The organism is Spirulina sp. LEGE 11439, assembly GCF_059821285.1.
Map to the genome: position 1 here is coordinate 1 of NZ_JCAMRX010000073.1, position 25445 is coordinate 25445.

At 44.5% G+C, this 25445-nt stretch carries 29 protein-coding genes and 1 tRNA gene; 13 read left to right on the forward strand and 17 right to left on the reverse strand.

The window, feature by feature from the left end:
* Window positions 1-100 precede the first annotated feature (100 nt).
* Complete coding sequence (locus tag AC6RV6_RS27630) at window positions 101-799, reverse strand: tetratricopeptide repeat protein (RefSeq protein ID WP_500244118.1); 699 nt, start codon at window positions 797-799, stop codon at window positions 101-103.
* A 285-nt stretch (window positions 800-1084) separates the two neighbouring features.
* Between AC6RV6_RS27630 and AC6RV6_RS27635 the strand changes: the two genes are divergently transcribed.
* Entirely contained in the window at window positions 1085-1549 is a 465-nt protein-coding gene (locus tag AC6RV6_RS27635; RefSeq protein WP_500244119.1) for a hypothetical protein, read from the forward strand.
* Window positions 1550-1561: 12 nt separating this feature from the next.
* A complete protein-coding gene (locus tag AC6RV6_RS27640; protein ID WP_500244143.1) occupies window positions 1562-2119 on the forward strand; it encodes a glutathione S-transferase family protein in 558 nt (185 codons plus the stop codon).
* A 77-nt stretch (window positions 2120-2196) separates the two neighbouring features.
* Here the strand turns inward: AC6RV6_RS27640 and AC6RV6_RS27645 are convergent, their stop codons facing one another.
* The 3 genes from AC6RV6_RS27645 to AC6RV6_RS27655 all read right to left on the reverse strand — a co-directional run bounded on the left by AC6RV6_RS27645 (window position 2197) and on the right by AC6RV6_RS27655 (window position 2949).
* A complete protein-coding gene (locus tag AC6RV6_RS27645) occupies window positions 2197-2460 on the reverse strand; it encodes a hypothetical protein (RefSeq protein ID WP_500244120.1) in 264 nt (87 codons plus the stop codon).
* A 224-nt stretch (window positions 2461-2684) separates the two neighbouring features.
* The gene (locus AC6RV6_RS27650) at window positions 2685-2813 is read right to left on the reverse strand and encodes a hypothetical protein (RefSeq protein ID WP_500244121.1); all 129 of its coding nucleotides are present in this window, start codon (window positions 2811-2813) and stop codon (window positions 2685-2687) included.
* Between the two features lie 7 nt (window positions 2814-2820).
* Window positions 2821-2949, reverse strand: coding sequence for a hypothetical protein (locus tag AC6RV6_RS27655; protein WP_500244122.1), 129 nt, complete (start codon window positions 2947-2949; stop codon window positions 2821-2823).
* Window positions 2950-3101: 152 nt separating this feature from the next.
* Here AC6RV6_RS27655 and AC6RV6_RS27660 point away from each other — a divergent pair, with 152 nt between their 5' ends.
* Window positions 3102-4853: a potassium channel family protein gene (locus tag AC6RV6_RS27660; protein ID WP_500244123.1), complete on the forward strand. Its 1752-nt coding sequence runs from the start codon at window positions 3102-3104 to the stop codon at window positions 4851-4853.
* Here AC6RV6_RS27660 and AC6RV6_RS27665 read toward each other — a convergent pair.
* Together AC6RV6_RS27665 and acsF are read right to left on the reverse strand one after the other, a co-directional pair.
* Window positions 4821-5381 (reverse strand): MntP/YtaF family protein, encoded by a 561-nt coding sequence (locus tag AC6RV6_RS27665; protein WP_500244124.1) that lies wholly within the window; start codon window positions 5379-5381, stop codon window positions 4821-4823. The two genes, AC6RV6_RS27660 and AC6RV6_RS27665, sit on opposite strands and share 33 nt — an antisense overlap.
* A 234-nt stretch (window positions 5382-5615) precedes the next feature.
* Complete coding sequence (gene acsF, locus AC6RV6_RS27670) at window positions 5616-6692, reverse strand: magnesium-protoporphyrin IX monomethyl ester (oxidative) cyclase (protein WP_500244125.1); 1077 nt, start codon at window positions 6690-6692, stop codon at window positions 5616-5618.
* Between the two features lie 305 nt (window positions 6693-6997).
* On the opposite strand from acsF, the gene AC6RV6_RS27675 reads away from it, so the two are divergent.
* Both AC6RV6_RS27675 and AC6RV6_RS27680 read left to right on the forward strand, forming a co-directional pair.
* Complete coding sequence (locus tag AC6RV6_RS27675) at window positions 6998-7492, forward strand: TM2 domain-containing protein (RefSeq protein WP_500244144.1); 495 nt, start codon at window positions 6998-7000, stop codon at window positions 7490-7492.
* Window positions 7482-7631 carry a hypothetical protein gene (locus AC6RV6_RS27680; protein WP_500244126.1) on the forward strand — a complete coding sequence of 50 codons (150 nt, stop codon included), beginning with the start codon at window positions 7482-7484 and terminating at the stop codon, window positions 7629-7631. The genes AC6RV6_RS27675 and AC6RV6_RS27680 overlap by 11 nt, the downstream gene beginning before the upstream one ends.
* Before the next feature lie 26 nt (window positions 7632-7657).
* Here AC6RV6_RS27680 and AC6RV6_RS27685 read toward each other — a convergent pair whose 3' ends face one another.
* The 6 genes from AC6RV6_RS27685 to ahcY all read right to left on the reverse strand — a co-directional run bounded on the left by AC6RV6_RS27685 (window position 7658) and on the right by ahcY (window position 13477).
* Window positions 7658-8080 carry a DUF2996 domain-containing protein gene (locus AC6RV6_RS27685; RefSeq protein WP_500244127.1) on the reverse strand — a complete coding sequence of 141 codons (423 nt, stop codon included), beginning with the start codon at window positions 8078-8080 and terminating at the stop codon, window positions 7658-7660.
* Window positions 8081-8244: 164 nt separating this feature from the next.
* Window positions 8245-10116, reverse strand: a complete 1872-nt coding sequence (locus AC6RV6_RS27690) for a hypothetical protein (RefSeq protein WP_500244128.1) — start codon at window positions 10114-10116, stop codon at window positions 8245-8247.
* A 158-nt stretch (window positions 10117-10274) separates the two neighbouring features.
* Window positions 10275-11324 (reverse strand): Gfo/Idh/MocA family protein, encoded by a 1050-nt coding sequence (locus tag AC6RV6_RS27695; protein WP_500244129.1) that lies wholly within the window; start codon window positions 11322-11324, stop codon window positions 10275-10277.
* Window positions 11325-11327: 3 nt separating this feature from the next.
* Complete coding sequence (gene rnc, locus AC6RV6_RS27700) at window positions 11328-12044, reverse strand: ribonuclease III (protein WP_500244130.1); 717 nt, start codon at window positions 12042-12044, stop codon at window positions 11328-11330.
* The gene (locus tag AC6RV6_RS27705) at window positions 11945-12187 is read right to left on the reverse strand and encodes a hypothetical protein (RefSeq protein WP_500244146.1); all 243 of its coding nucleotides are present in this window, start codon (window positions 12185-12187) and stop codon (window positions 11945-11947) included. The genes rnc and AC6RV6_RS27705 overlap by 100 nt, the downstream gene beginning before the upstream one ends.
* A 12-nt stretch (window positions 12188-12199) precedes the next feature.
* On the reverse strand, window positions 12200-13477 hold the full coding sequence (ahcY, locus tag AC6RV6_RS27710; protein ID WP_500244131.1) for an adenosylhomocysteinase: 1278 nt from the start codon (window positions 13475-13477) through the stop codon (window positions 12200-12202).
* 734 nt (window positions 13478-14211) lie between these two features.
* On the opposite strand from ahcY, the gene AC6RV6_RS27715 reads away from it, so the two are divergent.
* Both AC6RV6_RS27715 and AC6RV6_RS27720 read left to right on the forward strand, forming a co-directional pair.
* Window positions 14212-14976, forward strand: coding sequence for a DUF928 domain-containing protein (locus AC6RV6_RS27715; RefSeq protein WP_500244132.1), 765 nt, complete (start codon window positions 14212-14214; stop codon window positions 14974-14976).
* 41 nt (window positions 14977-15017) lie between these two features.
* Window positions 15018-17498, forward strand: a complete 2481-nt coding sequence (locus AC6RV6_RS27720) for a putative bifunctional diguanylate cyclase/phosphodiesterase (RefSeq protein ID WP_500244133.1) — start codon at window positions 15018-15020, stop codon at window positions 17496-17498.
* Between the two features lie 79 nt (window positions 17499-17577).
* On the opposite strand, the gene psb32 is transcribed toward AC6RV6_RS27720, so the two are convergent.
* Window positions 17578-18300, reverse strand: a complete 723-nt coding sequence (psb32, locus tag AC6RV6_RS27725) for a photosystem II repair protein Psb32 (RefSeq protein ID WP_500244134.1) — start codon at window positions 18298-18300, stop codon at window positions 17578-17580.
* A 214-nt stretch (window positions 18301-18514) separates the two neighbouring features.
* On the opposite strand from psb32, the gene AC6RV6_RS27730 reads away from it, so the two are divergent.
* Together AC6RV6_RS27730 and AC6RV6_RS27735 are read left to right on the forward strand one after the other, a co-directional pair.
* On the forward strand, window positions 18515-19009 hold the full coding sequence (locus AC6RV6_RS27730) for a photosystem I reaction center subunit XI (protein ID WP_500244135.1): 495 nt from the start codon (window positions 18515-18517) through the stop codon (window positions 19007-19009).
* A 99-nt stretch (window positions 19010-19108) separates the two neighbouring features.
* A complete protein-coding gene (locus AC6RV6_RS27735; protein WP_500244136.1) occupies window positions 19109-19225 on the forward strand; it encodes a photosystem I reaction center subunit VIII in 117 nt (38 codons plus the stop codon).
* Between the two features lie 100 nt (window positions 19226-19325).
* Here the strand turns inward: AC6RV6_RS27735 and AC6RV6_RS27740 are convergent, their stop codons facing one another.
* A complete protein-coding gene (locus AC6RV6_RS27740; RefSeq protein WP_500244145.1) occupies window positions 19326-21044 on the reverse strand; it encodes an N-acetylmuramoyl-L-alanine amidase in 1719 nt (572 codons plus the stop codon).
* A gap of 201 nt (window positions 21045-21245) precedes the next feature.
* Between AC6RV6_RS27740 and AC6RV6_RS27745 the strand changes: the two genes are divergently transcribed.
* Together AC6RV6_RS27745 and AC6RV6_RS27750 are read left to right on the forward strand one after the other, a co-directional pair.
* Window positions 21246-22049, forward strand: a complete 804-nt coding sequence (locus AC6RV6_RS27745; protein ID WP_500244137.1) for a TPM domain-containing protein — start codon at window positions 21246-21248, stop codon at window positions 22047-22049.
* Between the two features lie 276 nt (window positions 22050-22325).
* Window positions 22326-23126, forward strand: a complete 801-nt coding sequence (locus tag AC6RV6_RS27750) for a phycobilisome rod-core linker polypeptide (RefSeq protein WP_500244138.1) — start codon at window positions 22326-22328, stop codon at window positions 23124-23126.
* A 159-nt stretch (window positions 23127-23285) separates the two neighbouring features.
* Here the strand turns inward: AC6RV6_RS27750 and AC6RV6_RS27755 are convergent, their stop codons facing one another.
* A complete protein-coding gene (locus AC6RV6_RS27755) occupies window positions 23286-24206 on the reverse strand; it encodes an RluA family pseudouridine synthase (protein ID WP_500244139.1) in 921 nt (306 codons plus the stop codon).
* Window positions 24207-24309: 103 nt separating this feature from the next.
* The gene (locus AC6RV6_RS27760; protein ID WP_500244140.1) at window positions 24310-24543 is read right to left on the reverse strand and encodes a hypothetical protein; all 234 of its coding nucleotides are present in this window, start codon (window positions 24541-24543) and stop codon (window positions 24310-24312) included.
* On the opposite strand from AC6RV6_RS27760, the gene AC6RV6_RS27765 reads away from it, so the two are divergent.
* Window positions 24542-24760, forward strand: coding sequence for a hypothetical protein (locus tag AC6RV6_RS27765; RefSeq protein ID WP_500244141.1), 219 nt, complete (start codon window positions 24542-24544; stop codon window positions 24758-24760). The two genes, AC6RV6_RS27760 and AC6RV6_RS27765, sit on opposite strands and share 2 nt — an antisense overlap.
* Here the strand turns inward: AC6RV6_RS27765 and AC6RV6_RS27770 are convergent.
* Entirely contained in the window at window positions 24743-25315 is a 573-nt protein-coding gene (locus tag AC6RV6_RS27770) for a metal-binding protein (RefSeq protein ID WP_500244142.1), read from the reverse strand. The two genes, AC6RV6_RS27765 and AC6RV6_RS27770, sit on opposite strands and share 18 nt — an antisense overlap.
* 47 nt (window positions 25316-25362) lie before the next feature.
* Here AC6RV6_RS27770 and AC6RV6_RS27775 point away from each other — a divergent pair.
* A tRNA-Val gene (locus AC6RV6_RS27775) sits at window positions 25363-25435 on the forward strand.
* Window positions 25436-25445: the final 10 nt, after the last annotated feature.

Here is a 25445-nt window from a genome sequence, read left to right on the forward strand (position 1 = left end):
GACTGGTGACTGGTGACTGGTGACTGGTGACTGGTGACTGGTGACTGGTGACTAGTGACTGGTGACTGGTGACTGGTGACTGGTGACTGGTGACTGGTGACTACGCAATCATACAAGCTCGCAGTTCGTCTAACCAAAGGCGAACTTGCTTTTTGCAGCGACGAGAAGAGAAAGTATTAGACAATTGTTCTAGGGCGCGATTGTAATCTGCGATCGCCGAATTCCAATCCCCGCGCACATGGTAAGTTCTGCCGCGTTCCGCGTAAACTCGACCTTTGAGGCGCTTTCCTAAAACGAGGACGAGATCGAAATTTTCTAAAGCTAAATCGTAGAGTCCCAAATCCCGATAAGTAATGCCTTGATTGATCCAAGCCCGCAAATTGCCGGGGTTAAAATCAAGAGCAATTTGATAATCGGCGATCGCTTCCCCCAAACAGCCTCGAGCGGCGTAACAGTTAGCACGATTATTATAAGCACCATCCAAGCGCGGATCCAATTCGAGGGCTGTGTTATAGTCTGCGAGGGCTTCTTCCGTGCGATCGCTTTGGAAATACATCAAACCGCGATTATTGTAATCAATAGCACTGTCGGGATAACGGTGCAGTAAATCGCTAAGGAGGGCAATTGCCGTGTTGTAGTCTCCGCGATCGGCTGCTTCTAAAACATTGCTGCGTTGCTGGCGATCGCATTCTTCTTGGGTTAACTCCCCTGCCCGGGCAGAAAAATTGCCTTGAGATGCGAACTCGGAAATTATGTCTTGCTTTGTTACGTTGTGTTTCGGTACATCATCGATATTCATGGTTGCCCTCCAAGGCTCTCATATAATTAACCTAGCGTTGAACGGTTGGCAGTCGCAAAATTGTTGTGTCACTCTTAAAGTTGTCCTGATATAGACTGAATTGTGCTATGTGAATAGCCAGTCTGTCACGAGATTTGAACAGATCTACATTATCCTTAACCTTTATTCCGCATCAAAAGAGTCCTTGAAGAAAATTAGGACAAGAGAATCAACAATTGGTAAGATCGATCGCACCTCTTGAGAGGCTGTTCGTCAAACCTCCTGAAAACGGATTAAATTTTTTCTATGACCAGTGCAACTCTGTTTCCCAATGCCCCTGATATTTCCGCCAATGATTATTGTGTCTTTGGTTTAGCCACTTGTTTTGTCCGCAATGATGGCGAAATCGCAGAAGTCCGCGTCATTGAACCCATTCCTTCTTCTGCCTTAGAAGCCCTGCTGAAAGGAATCCCCACATCCTACCAGTTTGTTTGTGGCAAGTCTCTCTCGGAATTTTTTACGGTAGAAACTTTACAAAAACCGACGGAGTTTCCCGAAGATTCTCGCTTTTGTGAAAGTTTTGTCGAACGAACCCTTGCTGCTTCTCGTACCTACAAAAGTCACCCTCAAGCCAAAAATCATATTCCTCTCGGTAATAAAAAAGAAGACTTTAATTATTCTACGGAACGGAAGCGGATTCTCAATGTTGAAAATATTGTTTCAACGGAAGATAATGTTAAACAGCATTCCCATACTCATAAGGTTTTATAAAGTTTTTCAATCATATTGAAACTCTATGGCGGTCAGCGATCGCGAGCTTCGATTCCCTGTTGGTATTTAGAAGAATTGGGCATTCCTTATGAGTTTGTCCTGCTGGATCTACAGCAGGGAGAACAGCGAAAGCCAAAATTTTTAATGATTAATCCCATTGGTAAAGTTCCGGCGATCGTCGATGGGGATTTTAAATTGTGGGAGTCGGGGGCAATTTTACTCTATTTAGCGGAAAAGTACGATCGCATTATCGATTCCCTCGAAACGCGATCTCGCTTGACTCAATGGATTTTATTTGCAAATACAACAATGGAATCGGCAATCTTTGTGGAGGCGAACCGAGAAACAGAAATGCCTCGGATATTGACATCATTAGAGGAAATTTTTACTCGTCAACCCTACTTGATGGGAGATAATTTCACCGTTACCGATGTTGCTGTGGGAGCAATTTTGTCCTATGCTCCTTTAATACTCGGGTTAGATTTTTCCGCTTATGCCAAAGTTACGGCTTATATTCAGAAAATACAGGAACGTCCGTCTTATCAGAAGGCAATCGGCGATCGCTTTTGAAGAATTAGAGAGAGAACCAAGAAGCGATCGCAGAAGGCGATCGCGCTCCTAATTTCTCAATTCAATCAAATGTTATTTTAGCTGACTTTTACCCCAAACTTTAAGAGCATCTTGGGCAGAAAGTCATCGAGATCGCGGACATTTTCATCGACAATTTCAATCAAATTGAGTTCATATTGCTGATAAAGCCTTTGTTTTTCTCGCTTCCGCTCTAAATATTTCGTATCATTTTCATAACCCCAATATTCGAGATAAACTTTCCCCGAAGGAATATAAAAATCGCAATAAACTTCCTTAGCGATCGGCAATCTTCGCTCGTAAGCATGGACTAATTCAGTCATGTACAACCAGTTATCAATCAGGACCTCGGCTTTCGATCGCACCCAATGTCCATCTGTGGTTCGGAATTTCGCACTCTCGCGAAACTTTTCTCGAAAACTTTGTTCGCTTTTCGCCTCCGAACTATTCGAGTCTGTTGTCTCGCTGAGAATATTTTGAATAGCTTCTAAAAAGATGCGATTTTCTAAAATATTGGGCGACCAAAGAACATAAGAATTTCCAGTTTTTATATCTTTAAACCATAATACTTTTCTTTCATTTCTGTTGCATCATTAAATATTAAAGGAAACGCCGAACAACAAAAAACGCGATCGCAAATTTGAGGGGGAAATTGTAAATTTTCTATATCAGCCATCTTGAATTTAATAAATAACGTGCCAGCCGAGGATGAAAGTCACCGCGATCGTAAGAATCTCTCTCTCATCATAAAGAGCGGCGACTTGTTGCTTAAACGAATTTAATTCGAGAGGAGAATCCGTGATAGCGGGCATTATTTTTCTCATTTTTGCAGCGATCTCATTCAATTCAAATCTTAACTCAAAAAATATTTTCCCCGATAGGTGTTCTCAATTACACTTCCTCACTCCCAATTCCGTCACAATAAGAGATTAAATCTTTGCGTATTCCTTGGCTTTCTTTCCCCATGAAACCAAAAATCATTGTTTGCGGCCTCGGTCAAACGGGTTATCGAATTTTTAGTCTGCTCCGACAACAAGGAGCAGAAGTGATCGGTGTCAGCGATCGCCCCATTCCGGGGGAACGCAGCGATCGCATTATCATCGGCGATCCGCGCTCGCCAACAACCCTGATTGCAGCAGGAATTCGCGAGGCCCATACCTTAGTGCTGGCTACCGATGACGACGCACTCAACCTAGAGAGCCTCACTCGCGCTCGCACGATCAATCCTCATGTTCGTATTATCAATCGCATTTTCAATCATACTTTGGGAGAGCATTTAGATCTGACTCTCACCGATCACGTCAGTCTGAGCGTAGCAAAACTCTCAGCCCCGATTTTTGCCTTTGCCGCTTTGGGGAATAAAGCGATCGGACAATTGCAACTCTTCGAGCAAACTTGGCCGATCCGCGAGGAAATCGTCGATTCTCAACACCCTTGGCTGGGTCACAAGCTAAGCGAACTGTGGGAAAGTCGCTCGCGAATGCTCATTTATTATCTTCCGGCGATGGGGGAATCCAATTTAATTGCGGCAGTTTTAGAAGGTCGATCGCTACAAGAAGGCGATCGCATTATTGTCGGCACTCAACCCACAATGCGCTCGGCTCGACGCTCCAAAATCCGCTCGAAAGCGCGATCGCTTCTGAAAACGTTTGCCAATTTACGAAAATTTAAAGATTACGGTCGTCCAGTGGCCTTAGTAACTCTGGCTTTATTGGCCACGATTTTCTTTGCGACCCTAACTTATATTAGCGTTAATTTTAATATTTCTCTTGCCGATGCAATTTATTTTTCCGTGGGGATGATTACCGGAGCCGGTGGCAAAGAAGAAGTCGCAGAAAGCGCACCGGATAGCATCAAAATCTTTACCGCAATTATGATGATTGTGGGCGCGGGAGTCATCGGTATTTGCTACGCCTTAATTAATGATTTCGTCCTCGGCAGTCGCTTGCGACAATTTTGGGCGGTAACGCAAGTTCCTTCGCGCAATCATTATATTGTTTGCGGTTTGGGAGGGGTAGGAATGCGAATCGTTCAGCAATTAATCGAGCAAGGATATGATGTTGTTGCCGTCGAGCGCGATCCTAATAATCGTTTTTTGCATACGGCGCGATCGCTGCGGGTTCCAGTCATTATTGAAGAGGCTAATTTGGGGAGTACCCTGAGGTCTGCCAACGTAGCCAAAGCAACGGCATTATTAGCCGTCACCAGTAGCGATATGATCAATGTCGAAATTTCCTTATGTGCGAAAGCCATCAACCCTAAACTCTCGGTTGTCGTCCGCAATCACGATCCGCAATTTTCCTATTCAGTTCAACAGGTTTTTGAGTTTGAAAATGTTCTTTGTCCGACGGAATTAGCAACGCCTTCTTTTGCGGCGGCGGCATTAGGTGGCAGGATTTTAGGCAATGGCATGACTGACGATCTCTTATGGATCGCTTTAGCGACATTAGTTACTCGCAGTCACCCTTTTTGTGGCAAAACTGTTAAAGAAGCCTCTCAAGATGCCGATTTTGTCCCTTTATATGTTGAATCTCGCGGCAGAACTATTCACGGTTGGCTATTATTAGAAACAGTTTTAGAATTAAATGATGTTCTTTATTTAACAATGCCGGCAACGGAATTAGAACAATTATGGCGGGTGAATTCTAAGGCTTCGATCGCATCCTTTGGCAAAGATGAAGGTTTAGAATCCTTGATAAATTCCCAAACCAATTAAGAGAATTCCGGTGATAAATTCTAAGCGATCGCGGCTAAATTGCTGTGTCACCATCTTCCCTAACCAGCCACCGCCTCCTATCATTAACAAGCTGGATAAAAAACTGCAACAACTTGCCAAACCCAAATCTAAATCAGCAATTCCTGCTCCAATTCCCGTGCCAAAATTACTCAGGGTTAAAGCGAGTCCCAATGCGATCGCTTCTTTCATACCCATTCCTTGGCGACAGTCAGACTGCATGAGAATCATTCCCCCTGCATCAACAGAATTGGTTCTCATTTTCAAAACTTCGGCGATCGCGTAAACTCCCATCACGATTAATAACCCGCTACCGAGTTTTTCTGCCACCATCGGGGATAAGAAGCCATTCATCCAGCCTCCTAATTGCATTGAAGTATAAGTCCCCATACCCGACAGCAAAGCAATAAGGAGATTAGCAGATAAACGAATAGTTTGCTGCTGAATTCCGCAGGATATTCCCACGGCAAAGTTATCGATATTCGTTGAGAAGGATAATAAGACAGCCATGAGAATTCTATCCATCGATCGCTATTCTCGCCCTCCGCTCATTTCTGAATCGCGTTTTCATATTTTCCGAAAACTTTCTTTACATTTTTTTAATCTACTACACTTTGTTACCAAATCTTTACAATTTTTCAAATTCAGTATTTATGCTTGAGTATAAATGCTTAAAATTAGAGCCAAAAAAAGAGGGTGAAATTATTTCACCCTACAAAATACTAGGAAATGAGGAAAATTGTCTTAACGTACCGTTCCTTCTAACTGAGTCACCTCAATGGGTTTCATAAAGAACAGTTTTAAGAACTGCACGCCATTAGAAAGATAATGAGGCAATTTTTGCAAGAATTTAATCGGTGCGAAGGTATTGGAACTCGCAATTTCCGTGAGTTTTTCGTTCGTTTTCACGCAAGTTTCCAAATGTTCGTAGAATTTGGCATTCTGCACGTCGAGAACAATGGGGAAAACTCGTCCGGCAGTATCATTGGTTTTATCAATGACATGCTTGTCGTATTCCCGCGCATCCAAACCAAGGGTAGCGTAAAAATCAGCGCGTTGTACGTCGTTGAGGTACATGGTGGCAAAGACTGACAGGAGGAAGAAACGACACCATAATTTCGCCTTCCAATCATTCAGGATATCCGGTTGCGCCCGCATAATGGCATCGAAGAAGTCTCCGTGGCGGTTTTCATCCTGACACCAGTTTTCAAAGAAACGGAAAATCGGATAAATGCGATCTTCGGGATGCTGTTCTAAGTGACGGTAAATCGTGATATAACGCCAATAACCAATTTTTTCAGAGAGATAAGTGGCGTAGAAAATAAACTTAGGCTTGAAGAAGGTATATTTACGGCTTTTCGTCAGAAATCCCAAATCGAGAGACAAGTGAAAATCACTTAAGGCTTTGTTTAAGAAGCCGGCATGACGCGCTTCATCTCGCGACATGAGATTAAAGCATTCTGCTAAAACTGGACTTTTTCCTTTTAAACGCCGTCCTAATTCTTTGTAAAGTAAGAACCCGGAAAATTCTGCGGTGCAAGAACGTTCTAAAAATTCAACAAATAAGCGTCGCTTGTCTCCGGTAATGCTATCCCAAGATTGCTCGAATTCTTCATCGCGGACGAAGTGGGTTTTATTATAGTCGGCGCGGAACTCTTCGAGAATGGCACAAAGTTCGTCCTCGTTGACGGAGATGTCCATCTTCGCCATTGCGTCAAAGTCGGTAGTATAGAACCGAGGAGTTAAGATAGTTTCTTTAGCAGGTACTTTGATTCCGGGACGAATCTCGGAAAATGTAGGTTTTTCAGTGGTACTGACCATAATTTTCTTTTAGCGGTTTTATATGAATGGCGATCGCCATCCGAAGTTACAGGAATCGGAAGACTTCCATTTTTAATTTGCTCTCCAGTTTACAATGTCATGGAAAGCGTTCATGTCTTACAATATTAAGAGTTGCAACAGTTTTGTAACGTTGCGTAACATTCTTTGCGATTTGGGGAATACTCGGGCGATCGCTTGTAGTGCTTTTTAAACGTAGAGTTCCCATTAAAATAATCAGGTATTTTCAGCCGATGGAAAAACATTTCGCTAGAATGAAAGGTAGTTTATGGCGTGCTGTTGAGGTTATGGATAGCAAGCATATCGAGCGTGTTTTAACTTCTTATGTATTGATGGTAGGCTGTTTTTTTGGTTTGGCCGGCCTTCACCGCCTCTACAATAAAAAATATGGCACGGGAATTCTCTGGCTCTGCACTTGGGGCATTTTTGGAATCGGACAATTTATCGATCTCTTTTTTGTCTCGAATATGGTAGACGAATACGAAGCCAAGTTACTGATCGAACAGGGTTTTTCCCCTTATAACACTCCCGGTCAATATCCTTCTGTAGTAGCCAGTGAGGTTAAAACACCCAAGGCTCCCAAGGAAAATCTGATGCTACAGGTTCTAAAAGCTGCTCGCGATCGCGGAGGACAAATTAGCGTTACCCAAGCTGTCTTAGATACTGGGGCTGATTTTCCCGAAGTTGAGGAGACACTGAAAGGAATGGTGAAAAAAGGGTACGCTCATATCGATAATGACCCCATTAAAGGAACAGTCGTTTACGATTTTATTGAATTATAGAACGGCGATCGCGATCGAGAAACACGGAGGTGAATCAGACTCGAGCGATCGCCTTAGATTTATCCTTGCTTTACCAGTGACCCGCAGAATTATTGAGTTCAAGTCTCTTGCTAAATTGCTCTTAACTGGTGACTGGTGACTGGTGACTGATAACTGATAACTGATTCAATTTCGTCCCAGCCATTTTTCACCATTAATACGCTGCAAGGTATATAAAACCATTAAATCCAGCGTTATTTTCCGCTCATCAATCATAAATGATTCAAGAGTACTGGGTTTTACACCGTGAGTTGCGGCGGAAAATCCTTTTTGTCCTTTAATATCTTCCTCAAAATAATAAAGATTAAACTGGCGCTTTCCTTGCTGCCATTTTCCTTCAATTTGCCAGCATTCTTCCTTGGAGTCAAATCCGGCAAGAGAGATAGGTTGTTTAGTAAAGGAAATTTGCATATCGCCAAGGCCAGCTTGAGTTAATGCTTCTTGTAATCTTGGCGTGAAGTGCTGCTCCATAAACTCGGTAAAGGGTTTATCTTCTAGAGCAGGAGGTTTAGCTTTTTTCTTCGCTGCGGGTTTGGTTGTTTCTGCCATGTTGCGCCCTCGGGATAATTACTTTAGAGGTTAACTTTTTTACTTTACAAGGTTTGTTCTACCGGTTCAAGAAAATAGTGATCGAGTTGTTTTTCTCCTGTTCCACTTAAAAATCTTCCCTATGCTAATATTTTTATTTTAATCTTAATTCGTGCGATCGCATCCTATTGGGAGATTATTTGAAATACCTGTATTGCTTCTTCCTCAAAAACCAACTGAAAATTTTGAGGAGATTCTCGCACCCATTGTAAAAATGTGGAAGAATAATGACGCTGAGTATGAGCATAAGTATCGTACCAATGACCGCTCGCTTTGCCTAACCAACTTGTAATATGTTTTTCTGGTAAATAGATAATAATATAACAAACTTTTCTCTCTTGTAATAACTGAATAAATTGTGAATAGCTCGGATTGGTTTCTAATTGGGTCGTAATTCCTAATGGAGAGGTTTCATAACCTTTCGAGTCATCCCAGCGATGGGTATTTGTATAAAAATATCCCGTTCCTGCTAAATAAGTATTAACATAAGGATCGCTGAAAATATAACGGCGAATCGGATAAGAATTTCCATCAGGATATGGATCGATACACTGTTTTTCTGCATTCTCTCGCAAATATCGAATTGTAGTTTGTAAATCCGAACCATCTAAAGTTTTGGGAACTTTTAACCAACTGTGAATCATTTTTCCGTAAATCGGATCGCGAGGAAATAATGAAGCAAACAATAACAAAAATATGATAAAATAAGCGAGGTTTAATTCATTAGGAAATATATTTTTGAATAAGCTAAGTTGAGAGAGCGATCGTTGTAATAGAGATGAGAAATAATGTAGTAAAAAAACAGGCAACATCCAGAATAAACAGCCATAGAGTAGGCGATGAAATTGTTCGGCTGCCATCACTCGCCGCAAGGCTTCAATTACCAGAGGATTGCAGAAAACAATAAAAGGAAAGAGGGTTAAACCAGCCATCATATCGAGTTTTCTGACAGGTTTGCCAAACAGTAAAAATAGTGACGATGCTAATATTGTCAACCAACCAATAATCCCGATCGCATGGCTTAAAGGGGTATAGCGAATCACATACATTTTCCAGCCAAAAAGAGTAGCAATATTAAAAATATATAAATCTTGATACTCTAAATCTAAGTTTTTAACTAAAGGATCTCGCAGAAAACAAAATAAGATTGTCACCAATAAGATTAAAGCGATCGCGACTATTAAAACCCGTCTAAATTTTGGCTTTAAGCTGCGATAGCGAAAGAGAATGAGGTTGGTTGATATTGCCGCGATCGCAGTGACTTGAAATAGAGTAGATTGTTCGTGATTATCCCACGAGAACCAAAGTAGAGGAGGAAGAAATAATAAATAACGCCATTGTTCTTTTAAAAAGAGAGCAATAATTAAAACTAAGGCTTCTAGATAAATAATATAAGCCAGCATCGGACCGGAAAAGACACCGTAACGATAGAAACTAATGGCATCATAGCCAAAATAACCTAAAGACATTAAACCCGCTAATAAACTGATGGGAATATTATGGGTTATTAATCTAGCAATACGAATAATTTCCCACAATAGCATCCCTTGGGTAATTGCTGAAACAAATGTTAATCCCAATCTTTCCCCATAACTCAATGCCGATGGTTGCAAAAGCCAATGTTCGTAAAAGGTGGCAAAAGTTACATAGCGATTAGCACCACCATAATTCATAAAACGAGCTTTTTCCCATGCTTGAATGCGATAAAAATAGTCTACAGAATCAGATGGATGTTCCAAATAAGGACCGATATAAATCATCGCAGCAAGGAAACAAAATAAAAACCCGATCGTCCACAGATCGAGGGGTAAATCTTGCCGGCGTTGTCTCCAAAACGATCGATGCGGTTGTAAGAACCAGCTAATTACTCCTGCGATCGCAATGGTAAAAGTCATCCCCGAAAATATAGTTCGGATGGGTTCAACGGGTAAAGCCAGCCAACGACTAACGATATAAATCAGAAAATAAATACACCATCCCCACGCGAAGACAGGCAAAAAGGAAGCCTCAAAGCCTGAACGCTTGAGAATTAGCTGATTTATCCAATGATTGAGAACAAGAAGAGAAAAGAAAAAGGCAAAGAATTGTACAAAGAAGAAAAGCATCATAACAGCGATCTTGAGTCAGTTTCTGGGTACTGAACTCTCGTGTTCCTTTATAAGTTTTGCATGGATATACTCTGTCCTTCTTGTTGAAGCGATCGCGTTAAAGCGCTGAGAATTTTGACTAATTCTAAACCCGTCCAACCCGAAGAAATGGGTGAGGGTGTTTGGGTTTGAATGCTTTCAATAAAGCGATCGCAAACTCGACGCAGAGGTTCGTAAGTATCGAGAGGAAGAGTTTCTGTTGCTATCTCAACGGGGGCAAAATAAGTGCCTTGTTTCTCAAATGTTCCTCGCTGCAAAGTGAGGGGAGAATCTTTTTGCATCTCATCAAAAATGAGAGTTCCGCGATCGCCTACGGCGCACAGTCGGCGTTGTTTGTCGGGGTTGCACCAGCATAAATGAATCTGCGCTTGAAACCCGCAAGGATAGGTTAATATAACCCAAACTAAATCGGCAAGGGGCAATTGACTATTGCCCGTCGGAAATTCCATTTTTCCGTCCGGTTGCAACCAAACATTGCCCATTGCGCGAACTTCCGTCGGGGTTTGTCCCAGCCAATAATTAAAAATGCCAATATCGTGAATGGCGAGATCCCAAAGCGCATCAACATCTTGACGGACGGGAGCTAAATGAGTGCGGGCAGCATAACCGTAGCGTAAATTCCCGATCGCACCGTCGGCGATCGCCTGCTTTCCTCCAGCAACTGCCGGATTAAATAAATAAGTATGATCGACAAATAATTGTAAGTGTTTCTCTTCAGCCAATTGGCACAATTCAAGGCATTCTGTCGGTTCGAGAGTCAAAGGTTTTTCCACAAAAACGTGATAGCCCAATTGTAAGGCATCGCGAATGAGAGAATAGTGAGTTGAAGCGGGAGTCGCAATCGCAACCGCATCGATCCCGGGATGCGATCGCACCGAGTCCCAACTTGAGGCTAAAATCGTGCTTTCTTCAAGAGCGAACTTTTCTCGACAAACTGCTAAATGTTCTTCATGGGGATCGACAATAGCCAGCAAACGCCCTTGAGGGTGACTGGCAAAATTACGTACTAAATGTTTGCCCCATCTCCCCACCCCTAAAATAACAATGCCTAAACTCATTAATTAATTACTCCCATTGCGGTTAACTGCCAAAAAAGCCTCTTTTGCGGCGGCTTGTTCTGCCGCTTTTTTAGAACGTCCCGTCCCCTGTCCCAAGCGTCGATTTTCGAGCCAGACTTCAGCCGTAAATCGTTCTTGGTTATTTTGCTTTTGATTCATCTCTCGGACTCGATATTCTGGCAAAATTTTATAATTACCTTGAGTCCATTCTTGCAGCGCATCTTTGTAATTATAGAATGCCGGATCTTGGCGCACTTCGATCGCTTTAGCTTTGAGGAGAACATCCAGCCAAGGTCGCACGAGTTTCATGGTACGGGTACTTAAATATAACGCCCCGAGAATCGCTTCAAAAGCATCAGCTAAACGAGATTGGCGACCACTAACATTCCCAGCCGCACTCGAGGAGACAAGGAGATAGCGCTCGATCCCATAAACTTCAGCGAATTCGGCCAAAAGGCGATCGCTCACCAAAACCGAACGAATTGCTGAGAATTCCCCCACAGAAGCATGAGGATATTGTTCCAGTAAAACCTCTGAAGCCGCCAAGCGAACCACCTCATCGCCGATAAACTCTAACTGTTCGTAATTGCGCTGGCGATCGTAACTGGAATGAGTCAGCGCTATATCCAATAAATCGTAATCGACAGGAGCTTTTGCGGACAATCCCAATTTTTGTACCAAAGTTTGTAATTGCTTCGCCCGTCGAGGGTCTTTCGGCATAGAAATCTCACAGAGTAAACGCCCTTTTCCCATCGTGAAACTAGATGAGTCAGCGATCGCGAGATGCGATCGCCATCAAAATAAAGATGAATCACAATCAAACAAAAGCGATCGGGTTCTTCCCCCCATTGCTCATTGTTCATTGCTCATTGTTCTTAGGTTCCCATCGTCCAAGAATTCATATACTCGACTTGTTCGAGAGTCAAAGTATCGATCGCAATGCCCATAGCCTTCAGTTTCAAGCTCGCAATTTCCTTGTCAATTTCTTCGGGAATAGAATGCAATCCGGGTTCTAATTTACCCTTATTTTTCACCAAGTATTCGCAAGCGAGAGCTTGGTTAGCAAAACTCATATCCATAACGGCACTGGGGTGTCCTTCCGCCGCCGCTAAGTTGATCAAGCGACCTTCACCCAAGACAACAACAGATTTACCATTAGGCATTTTGTATTGTTGGGTAAACGGGCGCACATCTTTAACCTCCGTTGCTTTTGCCCCCAAAGATTTCAGATCGATTTCAATATCGAAGTGACCGGAATTACAAACGATCGCGCCGTCTTTCATCGCATCGAAATGTTCGGCACGGATAACGTGTTTGTTCCCGGTAACAGTAATAAACAGATCGGCTTGCGGGGCGGCTTCTGCCATTGGCATCACGCGGAAACCATCCATTACGGCTTCAATGGCACGGGTGGGATCGACTTCCGTCACAATAACATTCGCTCCCATTCCTTTCGCCCGCATTGCCGCACCTTTACCGCACCAACCATAGCCGACAACAACAATATTTTTGCCCGCAAGGAGAATATTGGTAGCGCGAATGATGCCATCGAGAGTAGATTGTCCGGTACCGTAACGATTATCAAAGAAATGCTTAGTATCGGCATCATTCACATTCATGGCGGGGAAGGACAGTACCCCATCTTTGAACATGGCTAAAAGACGGACGATCCCGGTGGTGGTTTCTTCCGTTGTCCCGATCAGATCCGGGAGTTGGTCTTGACGTTCTTTAATAATACTGGCGGTAACATCGCTACCATCATCAATGATGATATTAGGGCGATGGTCGAGGGCTGTCTGGACGTGGCGATGATAGGTTTCATTATCTTCGCCTTTAATGGCAAATACGGGAATATCGTAATCGGCAACCAAACAAGCTGCAACATCATCTTGGGTCGAGAGCGGGTTACTGGCAATCAGTAACGCATCCGCCCCACCATTTTTGAGGGCGATCGCGAGATGGGCAGTTTCTGTCGTAATGTGACAACAAGCCACTAAACGAATTCCTGCGAACGGTTTTTCCGTTGCAAATCGTTCCTGAATTTGACGCAAGACGGGCATTTCTCGTCCCGCCCATTCAATGCGCTGTTTGCCTTTGGCGGCAAGTGCAATATCTTTAATTTCGTATTTGGGCTTTGTCAGTGTTGCTGTCATTAGAATTTAATTACCAACGTCCATCTTGCCGATCTTAACCGATTCTCGATCGGGCTGAAATGAAGGAATTCTGAAAGGATGAGAGAGGCAAGAATTTTGACCTCAATCAAGGTTGAATTTCTCTTGACAATCTTGTAGTTTTATTGTAACATAAAAAGGGTCATGCGATCGCGCAACACATCTCAATTCAATTAAGGAGGCGGCTTTCTGATACTCCAATATTTTTCCCATCCCGAAAAAATCGCTTTGCGTGTCCCAACAGACTGAGCCTACATACACAGTACGAGAGGAACAGTACCTTTGCCCTCGGGCAAGGGGCGGGTCGCAAAGTTGGCGCAAAGAACCCGACAGGTTGGCTTAGAAGTAGCAATCCTTTAATGAGCGTGTAGTAACGCATCGGCGGAGTTCTTTCCTAGCGACGAACGCTATCTTGCTCTGTCAACTTGCACGCAGAAGCGATTTTTTCCCATTTAAATTGCAAAATTTTGTTGCTAGAGTTAATCATTTACATTCCTTATCAAAAGCGATCGTAGCCACTAAAAATACAATATCGTTTGGTCATTGGCATCCGTAATCGAACGGATGTTTTTTGTAGAAAGCGATCGTGAGACTGAAATACGCGATGTTACTCAAAAATAGAACACTTATCGTAACGTTTTGAGGAACTTTTCCGGGTTTCAAAGCAACTTATTTATTGTTTAGAATGGAATTACAGTATTCGAGAAGACCGAACCATGCGTAAGACAATTTTAAAAAATGCGGTGCTGTCTTTGGGGATTGCATTCTACTCCCTTTCTACTTTTGCCATCCTACCTACTCTCGCTAGGGCAAACAATGGATTAAATAATGGGTTAAAAAATGAAGATCGTGGCGATTTTCCCGATGGGCGCGTTGGAGGAGGAACGAGAAGCTCGGGGCTTTGTCAAGAAGGGAACAGAAATCTCGTTGTTTTGAATCCTTCTAATAATATAGGCGTGACAGCTAGCGATCGTCCCTCGATCTATGTTGCTGTCCCGACACTCAATAAGCTCTATCCTGCTGAGTTTTTCTTAACAGATGAGGACGGAAATATTGTTTATGAAGCCACTCTTGAGATCGGTCAATCTCAAGGATTTTTAGTCGGTATTCGCCTGCCTAAAAATATCCTCAAGATCGGTCAAGATTATGATTGGGATTTTGTAGTATGGTGTAATTTTGATAGTCTCATCGCAGAACCTAGTGGGGTGGGAGGAACATTGCGACAAGTTTCCTCTGACAACTTTTTAGAAGGTGAATCCACCTTAGAGGAGCATCTCGATCGGATACAATCTTATCAAGAAAATGGACTCTGGAATGATGCGATCGCAACCTCAATCGAACTGCGTCGGACTCATCCCAATAGCGATCGCGTCCTCGAACAATGGCGGCAACTATTATACGCACTGGAATTCAACAAAAACGAAGCCATTCTCGAAATGCTTCTGGAAATTCAAATGCCAGAATTGCAAGCGTCAGAATAAAATAACCAAGTTAATTTTAAACTGAATCTTCGTATTATCTTTTGAAAGCCATTCAACACCTGCGATCGCTCTCTCGTATTTTCTGGGTCTCCAGTTTGTCTATTGTTGCGTCAAGCACTGTCGTAACGGGACTATTCTGGGGGCTTCAACAAGTTGGCATTCTGGAAAACTTAGATTTGGCGGTTTTCGATCGCTTTATCCAATTGCGAGTTGATGTCCCCCCCGATCCGCGCTTATTGGCGATCGCCATTACAGAAAAGGACTTGCAACGCTACGGCTGGCCATTATCAGACGAAATTCTCGCTCGAGCGATCGAGAAACTTCAATCTTATCAACCCAGAACGATCGGCCTCGATCTCTATCGAGATATTCCCAACCCACCGGGAGAGAAAGCACTCGCCCGAGCACTGCAAGCCAAAAATCTCATCGCTATTACAGAAATCGTGAGCGATATTCCCCCACCTCCCAATGTTGAAGAAGAGCGAGTTGGTTTTAATGACTTTACCCTCGATCGCGATGGCATCCTGCGCCGCAATCTTCTCTTCGTTGCCGGTAGAGAGCAATATTACTATTCTTTTGCCTTGCGAGTCGCTTTGGCTTACAGTCGCCCAGAGGGGATTTCTTTTCGTTATAGCGATCGCGCCTTATTTCTTGGAGACAAGGAACTTCTTCCCCTCGAGAGCAACTCTGGCGGTTATCAAACTGCGGATACGCGAGGATATCAAATCTTAATGAACTATCGCGCCCGCAATAATATCATCGAATCCATAGGGCTTCAGCAATTACTTGAGGGGAACATCGATCCCGAATCCGTGCGAGATAAAATCGTTCTCATTGGCACGATCGCCCCCAGCTTAAAAGATTTGATCTTAACCCCATATAGTGGCGCTCGCGAAAACAATGCCATTCAAATGTCAGGGGTTACTATTCACGCACAAATGACCCGCCAAATCTTAGAAATTGCGACAGGACAAAACCGACCCTTTGCCTTTTGGCCGCAATGGGGGGAACTCCTTTGGCTTTGGGGTTGGGCGGTGGTTGGCGGAATCATTGTCTGGCGGTTGCAGCATCCGATCTCTTTTAGTTTGGCGGGAATTTTGGGGATTGCCGCGATCGCGGGAATGGGTTGGCTGCTCTTAACCCATCTCATTTGGATTCCCATTATGGAACCCGTATTAGCCTTTATCGTTGCCGGTGGTCTCGCGATCGCCCATCGCTTGCTCTACACCACCACCCGAGATCCCTTCACGGGTTTATTCAATCGAGAGTCTTTAGTGAGTCATCTCAAGCAATCCTTGACCCAAATTCATCGTCGCGGTCTTGACTCAACCCTTGGGGTTTTATTCGTACAATGCGATCGCCTGCACCTCATTCATGAAAATTGGGGAGATGCCATCGGCGATCGCTTTCTCTTAACCCTCGTCAAACGGTTGCAAAGCAATCTGCCTCGCACCGCCAAACTCGCTCGAGTCGGTGAAGGTGAATTTGCCACCGTCCTCAACTGCGATACCGACTCCCTCACGGCTTTAGCCGATCGCTTGCAAGATATCTTGGAACAACCATTATTATTAGACGGACAGAAAATCATTACTAAAGTGAACATTGGTATTGCCACCACCCAAGAACGGCATCTCCACACCCCAGAAAACTTGCTCCGGGATGCGAATACAGCCATGTTTCGCGCCAAAGCCCTCGGCAAAACTCATTCCGTCTTTGCTACGGGGATGTTTGAAGAAGCCGTGGCGCAATTCGCCCTTGAAAATGAATTGCGGCAGGGGATCGCCGAGGAAGAATTCATCCTCTATTATCAACCGATTATCGAACTCAAGACAGAGAGAATTGTTGGCTTTGAAGCCTTGATACGCTGGCAGCATCCCGACAAAGGCTTTATTTCGCCGTTTATGTTCATTCCCCTCGCCGAAGAAACCGGGCTAATTATTCCCTTGGGGCAATGGATTCTCCAAGAAGCCTGTCGCCAAGCTCGTCACTGGCAAGAACAATTTCCCAAACGTGCTTTACTTTTAAGTGTGAATCTTTCCGGTCGCCAATTCGAGCAACCGGACTTAATCGAGATGTTGGCGCAAGTTGTTAAAGAGGCGGGTATTCGAGAGCATACTCTCAAACTGGAAATTACTGAAAGTATGGTCATGGGGAATGTCGAAGAAGCGATCGATCTGATGTTGCGGCTCAAATCCCTCGGCTGTAAGCTCAGTATGGATGATTTTGGTACCGGGTACTCCTCCCTGAGCCAACTTCGTCGCTTTCCGGTCGATACTCTTAAAGTTGATAAATCTTTTGTACAGAAAATGGCAGAAAGCCGCGAAGATTGTGAAATCGTTCGCATGATTATTGCCCTCGGTCATACATTGGGAATGGAAATTATCGCCGAAGGTGTAGAAACAAAGGCAGATATGGAGACGTTACGCACTTTAAATTGTGAATTCGGACAGGGTTATTATTGGTCGAAACCCGTACCCGCAGGAGAGGCCACCAAACTATTATTAAAGAACAAAAAAAATTGAGCGATCTTGCGATCGCTCTAAGGGTATACCAATTCAAGGAAAAAGTTGAATTGGTGACTGGTGACTGGTGACTGAATAACTACTGTCCCGGAAATCCAACGTAAGCATAGTACGTCACCATCGGAACAATGGTTGCCACAACCAAAAACCCAATCACCCAAACTGTGGCATTGCGATCGTCAGTTTCTTCTGCATCGGTAAACGTGCTTTCAATGTTAGCTTCTACGATCGCAGGCGGTCCGGGATCCGGTTGTCCTGCCAGCACCAAAGCAAGGCGATCGGTCGCATCTAAAAAGGCTTGATTGTATTTTCCGCCCGATCGCACGGGTGCAATCAGGGTTTCTGTGGCAACGCTTTGAGCGATATCCTCGGGTAACAGGTCTTGTACGCCTTCGCCGACGTGAATCGCACCATTATTGGTGAGGGTATCCAAGACCAACAGCACGCGATCGCGACCATCTTCAGGACTGGGGAACCAGCGATCGAATAAAGCATCGGTAAACTTCTCTACAGTATCCCCATATCCAATTCGCACTGCCACCAACCAAACTTCCTGACCCGTTTTGACGTTTAAATCTTTCAGAGCATTATTGAGAGTTCCTTCATTAAGGGGACTGAGAACTTTTGCCACATCGATCGCCCGAGGGGCTTGCTCGGCACTAATATTGGGAAGCTCGTAAATGGTCATTGCCTTGGCTGGCGTTATGGCGATCGCAAATGCGAGTAATATCGTTAATAATCCCAAAAGGAAACGGTTCGGGGTCAATTGTCCTTGGGAGAACCTTGCCAGTAATGAGTTCATTGGTCCGAAAATATAATTTATTGTTATCATTCCTTCACAATTTTAGAGGGGGAGGGGGACAGAAAGAGCATTAGAGACTTCAAAAAAAAACATGAACTTTTTTTAACACCATGAAGAAATTTGGTATTGAAGTTGCCCTAGTCTGATAAAAATAGACTAACCTTAAGTTTTTTAACGCTTAATTGGCTGCTCAATTGAGAGGAGATACTTTTTTATGACATATGATGCGATTACGGATGGCGGCGATCCCCAAGTTGGCAATCTCGCTACTCCCTTGAATTCTTCCAGTTTTTCAAAAGCCTTTATTAATAGCTTGCCTGCTTACCGTCAAGGATTGTCGGCTAACCGTCGGGGCTTAGAAATTGGTATGGCTCACGGTTATTTTCTCTATGGACCGTTTGCATTGCTCGGCCCCTTGCGGAATACGGAACTCGCGACCCTTGCTGGGGTAATGGCAACTATTGGGATGGTTATGATTCTCACTGTTGCCCTTTCTATCTATGGTGGCGTTGGCTCGGGCAAACCCATTGCCACGGTAACTACTCCAAATCCTCCTGAAGATTTAGGCACAAAAGAAGGATGGAGCGATTTTGCGAGCGGTTTCTTACTCGGCGGCTGCGGTGGTGCATTTTTCGCATACTTCCTCTGCTTAACTCCTCACCTTGCTCCTTTACAAGAGGTTGCGGGTAATATCTGGTCTGTTGGCTAGTTTACATAAAATTGGCTAAACATCCTGCCAATTCTCGCTCTTATCTGTTGAACAGATAGTTAGAAACACATTAAATTGCTTAAATAAGGAGAATTTGACATGGTTACAGGTAGTTATGCGGCTTCGTTTTTGCCGATCGCATTTGTTCCTCTGATGGCTGTTGCGGCTGGAGTTGTCATGGGACTCTTCTTCATGCACGTTGAAAGCGACGCTTAAATCAGTAAACAGTGAACAGTGAACAGCGAACAGTGAGAACTGGTAAATGGGAACTGTGAATTGCGTAATTAGCCCAATCCTCGAGGATTGGGCTAATTTTTTAGGGGGTTATTTTTTGCAACCATGCGGTGATGCCATCGGCGATCGCACTGGCTAATTTTTGTTGTTCGTTGTCATTGACGATCCATTCAAATTCTCTCGGGTTAATCATAAATCCCAATTCCAGTAAAATTGTGGGGGCAACATGGGGACGAGTCAAGGCTAAATTGTTCCAAAATACGCCATAGGAAGGACGATCCAAAGTTTCGACTAAATAATGATGGAGAAATACCGCCAGATCGTGAGCTTGAGGATGATACCAAAACATCCCCACGCCAGCCGTATTCATGGCATCGCCACTATCGGGCAAGGCGTTGTAATGCACGGAAAAAGCAAGATCGGGTTTGAGGTTGGCGATCGCCTCCATTCGTTCTCGCAATCCCAAATCAACATCGCTTTCCCGCGTCATGTAAACGGTAGCCCCTCGTTTTTCTAATTCTGCTTTTAACCGTTGGGAAACCAACAAATTCACCGCTTTTTCCGGATAGCCATTGGGTCCTCTCGCCCCCAATTCAGAGCCGCCATGACCGGGATCGAGAAGGATTCGCATCCCCTGTAAAGATTCTGCTGAAATCTTCGGAGGATGGCGCAAGGTTAAAATTAAACTCGTTCCTTCATAGCGCAGATCGAAACCCCACTGCTGCTGAGTTTTGAGAGTAAATTGATACTCTAATTGCGTGGGCGTAACTTGCTGCCAGTCCAACCGTTTAATTAAAGGATCGTCGTTCACCCAAATCGTATCGGTTTGAGCGGTGGTGTTATAAAGCGTGAGGGTAAATGTTCCTTCACCTTGTTTGACAGAAACAGGAACGGGAACTTCGAGAGGAAAGACGATCTCTGTGGCTCCGCGTCCTTGTTGAGAACTAATACTGCGAATTTTGGATTGAGGGAACACAGCCCCCGGAATGAGGCGAGTTTCGTTCTCTTTAATCCACCCACCATAATCCAAGCGCAACCATTCTCCTTCTCTGCCAATGACACTTCCTCGCGTTCCTCTCGGCAGGGGTGTTAAACGAGAATAATTCGTGCTAGGTCCCGTGCGAGCGACTCCAGAAGTCGCCGTGACTTCGACAACATCTAATGCTTGTGGCGACAGAATCGCGATCGCTCCCCCTCCTTCTTGAGAATGAGTTTGGCCGTTGAGACTAATGGTAAATTCAGGTTTGCCTAAGTTTCCGGGGCGATCGCTACTTATACAACCCTGATATCGCGTCACTCCAATCGATCGGGGTTGATTCTGAGCCGTAAGAACGGCAGAATTCGGAGGCAGTTGCGAAATGGAGGCTTGAGGAGAGAGCGGAATTTCGCGATTGCCCACCCGCACGACAATCCGAGCCCGAGGGGCGGCGATCGCTCCCAAACAAATTGGCTCCCCGGGTAATCTGGCAATATCCCGTGCGGGAGTAAGGGAATTTTCGGCAAAATTTGTGCCAGCAGGAATGACCGGGCGATCGCTGTTCCGAATCACCCTCGTGCGAATTTCCTCATTCCCGTAGCGCAAAACAAAATGATTGACTCCCAACCGCAACGGAAAACTCGGGGCAAAATGTCCGGCCGGACTGCGTTGAATGTCTTGCCCGTTAATTGATACATTCCCTTGCGGTGCAGCAGTCCCAATCAAAAAGATTTGCTCTGCTGTGGTTTGGTGTTCCTTTGGAGGATACGCTAAAAATAAAGATTCTGCCCGAGCGGGAGAAATTACCATACTCGCGCCTACCATTGCGATCGCCACCCCCAATCCATACCCTAAATTTTTGCAGCCTCCCACGTTCTTCCTCCTTATCTCTCATCTCCCCATACCCTACACCCCCAACCGAGCCATTATTGGCCTTCATTTCTGAAAAACTTGATTAAAAATTGTAAAGAGTAGAGAATATTTCTTATAATTCGGTAACAATAACAAGCGCAATTAACCTTGCCAATGCAAAAAATCTTTAGCAAACGCCTATTTATCTCTTTAGTAGCTTGTCTGGCTGCCTTGTCCGTTTGGTTCGCATCCCCAGATGCAAGGGCAGTTAATAATCCCGAACTCCTGCCTAATATTCAAACCCCCATCGTCGATCTGGCCAACCTCCTACCCGACGTTCAAGAAGACTCTTTAATTGACCGCTTAGAACAGTTTGAAAGCGAGACCGGATGGAAACTCCGCGTTCTCACCCAAAACGATCGCTCTCCCGGTCGTGCGGTAAAAAACTATTGGGGACTCGACGATCGCAGCGTCCTCCTCGTCGCCGACTCCCGAGGTGGAAATCTACTAGCCTTTAGTGTTGGCAATGATGTTTACAAATTCATGCCGCGAACTTTTTGGATTGAATTGCAAACGCGATTCGGCAATCTCTACTACGTTCGCGACAATGGCGAAAATAATTCGATTGTCAGCGCTATGGAAACTGTTGCCACCTGTTTAACCAACGGGGGTTGTAATGTTGTCCCCGGATTGCCCAGAGAACAATGGATTCTCACCCTCATTACCTCCGTACTCGGCGGCCTCATTTGCGGATTTGCGGCGATTCCTCGTAAAGAAGGTCAAATTTTTGCGTGGCAGTGGGCTTTAATTTTCTCGCCCTTGTGGGGAATCTTATTTCTTGCCTTTGGTATCGGTCCGGTGGTAACTCGGACTTCGGATTGGTTGCCTTTATTTCGCAATTGCATTGGTTTCGCTTTAGGGGCTGCAGTCGCTTATCTCTCCCCGATCGTTAATGCTTCAACCATGTCAGAAACGTGATGGGGAATGGGTTATCAATCATTGTTTTTCCTCTGTTGCTCATTACTGCTCTCTTTTGTAAAGAAAAGTAAAGATATGTTTGCTTATTGTTAAATTTAGTAGATTTAACAATAATTTAGTGCATTGAGTTCCCATTGCCTTCAATCTCTGAAACCATTGCTATTGCGCCAAATAATTTGGTAAGAATTGATAAGATTATGAGAACGAAAGACCCCAACTCCTTTATGATTGGGGTTAAGCTTTGTAAAAATTCGATAAGATTACGGAGGTTTTAACTTGGCTATTCCTCTACTTGATTATGCTCCAAAAACCCAAAACGAGCGAGTTACGGGTTATGACGCAGCAGGTGACGATCGACCCAAAATTTTCTCATCAGAAAACGTGCTATCTCCAGGAGATATGGACGATCTGATCGAAGCGGGTTATCGTCAGATTTTTTTCCATGCTTTTAAAAGCGATCGCGAACCTTTTTTAGAATCTCAACTTCGTTACGGTCAGACTACAGTCCGGGAATTCATCCGAGGATTGTTAGTTTCCGATACCTATCGGCGAAGTTTCTATGACCTGAACAGCAACTATCGCTTTGTCGAACAAACCGTTCGGAGGGTTTTAGGACGAGATGTTTACAGCGAGCGGGAAAAACTTGCTTGGGCTGTTGTTGTAGCTACGAAAGGAGTTCAGGGTTTCGTCGATGAATTACTCGACAGCGATGAATACCTCGAAAGTTTTGGCGATGATACGGTTCCCTATCAACGTCGGCGCGTGCTAGCTGGACGGGACGCGGGAGAGACTCCTTTTAATATTCAATCTCCTCGCTATGATGCCTACTATCGTTCGATTTTGGGCTTCCCGCAAGTGGTTTGGCAAACTACAGTTCGGCGCTATGTTCCCCAAGACAAACAGCCCAAAGCTGGCGATCCTGCTCTTTATATGAATCTCGCTCGCGGCCTCAATAATGCCAAAGGTGTTACACCGGCTCGAATTTCTACTGCCAATGTCAATATGAGCTCTGTTCCCTATCGCAAGTTTGACGGTCCGATCGGTCCGACTTCTACTCGCGAACCCGTTCAAGTGTAAAAGCGATTTATTGTCTCCTACTGACTTGGTATGAGCAAGTCATCATTGGGGAAGTTGTGAATTGGCAAAATAATTGTTGGCGATCGCCGAGGTTATTCTGTCGATTAGTGGCTTCCCCAAAATTTTTGAGTCTTTTTCTTTTCCTCTGTAAGCTATTTTTTATTGATTCCGCTTGCGAAGAATATCGAGTAATTTCATAAAGTCTGAAGGTGGGGGGGCGATCGCCTCGATGGGTTCTCCAGAAAGGGGATGTTGCAAGCACAAGCGATGGGCGTGCAGAGCTTGACCGGATAAGTTCACCCCGAGGGAGCGCTTGGAGCCATAGGCTGCGTCGCCTACGAGAGGATGACCGCAATAGGCGCTATGAACGCGGATTTGGTGCGTGCGTCCGGTGTCTAAGCGAAACTGCATGAGGGTATAGTTGCCCAAGCGTTCGAGTATTTGCCAGTGAGTGAGGGCAGACCGCCCGCCGCGATCGAGGGGAATAATGCCCATTTTTTTGCGATCGCGAAGATTACGACCGATGGGGGCATCAATGACACCGGCTTCGCTTTTGGGTACGCCGCAAACAATACCCAGATATTCCCGACGGGCGGTTTTTGTTTGAATTTGTTGTTGCAGGTGTTGCAGGGCAAAATCGGTTTTTGCGACAACGATCGCCCCTGTCGTATCTTTATCCAAACGATGCACGATCCCCGGACGCTCTATACCTCCAATTCCAGCCAAGTCTTGACAGTGATGTAAAAGGGCATTGACTAAGGTGCCGCGATCGTGACCGGGAGCCGGATGAACGACCATTCCTGCCACTTTATTAATAATAATAATCGTTCGATCTTCATAGAGGATATCGAGGGGAATGGCTTCGGGTTTGAGGGTTAATGAGGGTTCGGGAGCTTTGAGATGCAAACTGATGCGATCGCCATAATGGACTAAAGTTTTTTTACTCGTACAGGTTTCTCCATTGAGAGAAACTTCCCCACCTTCAATGGATTTTTGCCAACGCGATCGCGTGATATCGGGAAATTGACGTGCCAGCCAACGATCCAATCGCTCTTTATTTTCTATAACTTGAAAGTCCATATCTGAAGCGTTAGTTGACAAATTTAAAACCAATTTAAAACTCGGGAATTGATGTATTGAGAGAGAGTATTAGGGAAAATCTCCGGAAAAGTCAGCATTTTCATCAGTATACTATTCCCGCTAAACTCGTAAATTGTTTTTCTTTTATCGGTTGCAAAACCCAACTTATACTTAAAATCGATCGCGATCGCTTTTCAACGCGATCGTTATCAAAATTTATACCGATCGAATTCACTTGTTTTGCAGCAATCGATCGCATCGCATTCCGTAAAAATACGGGATAAACAGGATAAGAGGAAAACACAATCAAACCAAAAAAAATGTTGCTCGAAGCCATGTCGATTCAATTGCAACTGATTCCCGGTGCAATTTCAGAAATTTATGCCTCAACAACAGAAACCGGTATTTTGACTATCGCCGATCGCTATGGTTTGATGGCGGCGGTGATGGATGAATCTTTGACGGAGGAGGAGCGCAGAATCGTAGATCGATTGCTCAAAGCCGTTCAGAGGGGACGGATCGAGGTCGAGCGATCGCTATCTTTTCTTTCTTGAGGTGCGTCGTTTTTTCTTTGGGTTTCTTTTGGGAAGGACTGTTTTGAAACCATTGCGTTTGAATTTTTTGTAAGTCGAACCCATGAAGTCGGCAATCGCATGACTCATCGCTCCCAATTCTAGACCGAGAAAGAGCGAGATCGCTTCTCCAGAATATTGTTGCAAAAACTGGAGGCAGAATTGCCAAAATTCTTGCCAATTCCAACTAAATCCCCAAGCGAGTTGTGCGATCGCTACGACAAAAATAGCGATCGTGCTGATGAAAACAAATAGATATAAGAGTCGCAATACGGTTCCGATCAATAAGCCGTGAGAGAGCCGAGAGCGATGACTTAAGGCTTTTTGATAAGGAATCCAAATCCAACGCAGCCATCCCCAACGTTTGAATTGAATGGAGTAAATATCGAGATCGGGGCCGAACATTAAGCCGCTAAAGAGAAACCCTGCCGCCGCTAATAAGGTTAACTCCCCACTACGAGTCAGTAGGAAGGTCAGGACGACCAGCCAAGGAAGACACCAGAGGGTAATGCGATCGTGGGTTCGACCGGAAGGCATTTGCGTTTTTGGAAAATAATGTGTTATACTCGACTATACACGGTGACGGGCGGTTAGCTCAGTTGGTAGAGCGCCTGCCTTACAAGCAGGATGTCACTGGTTCGAGCCCAGTACCGCCCATTCTCAAATT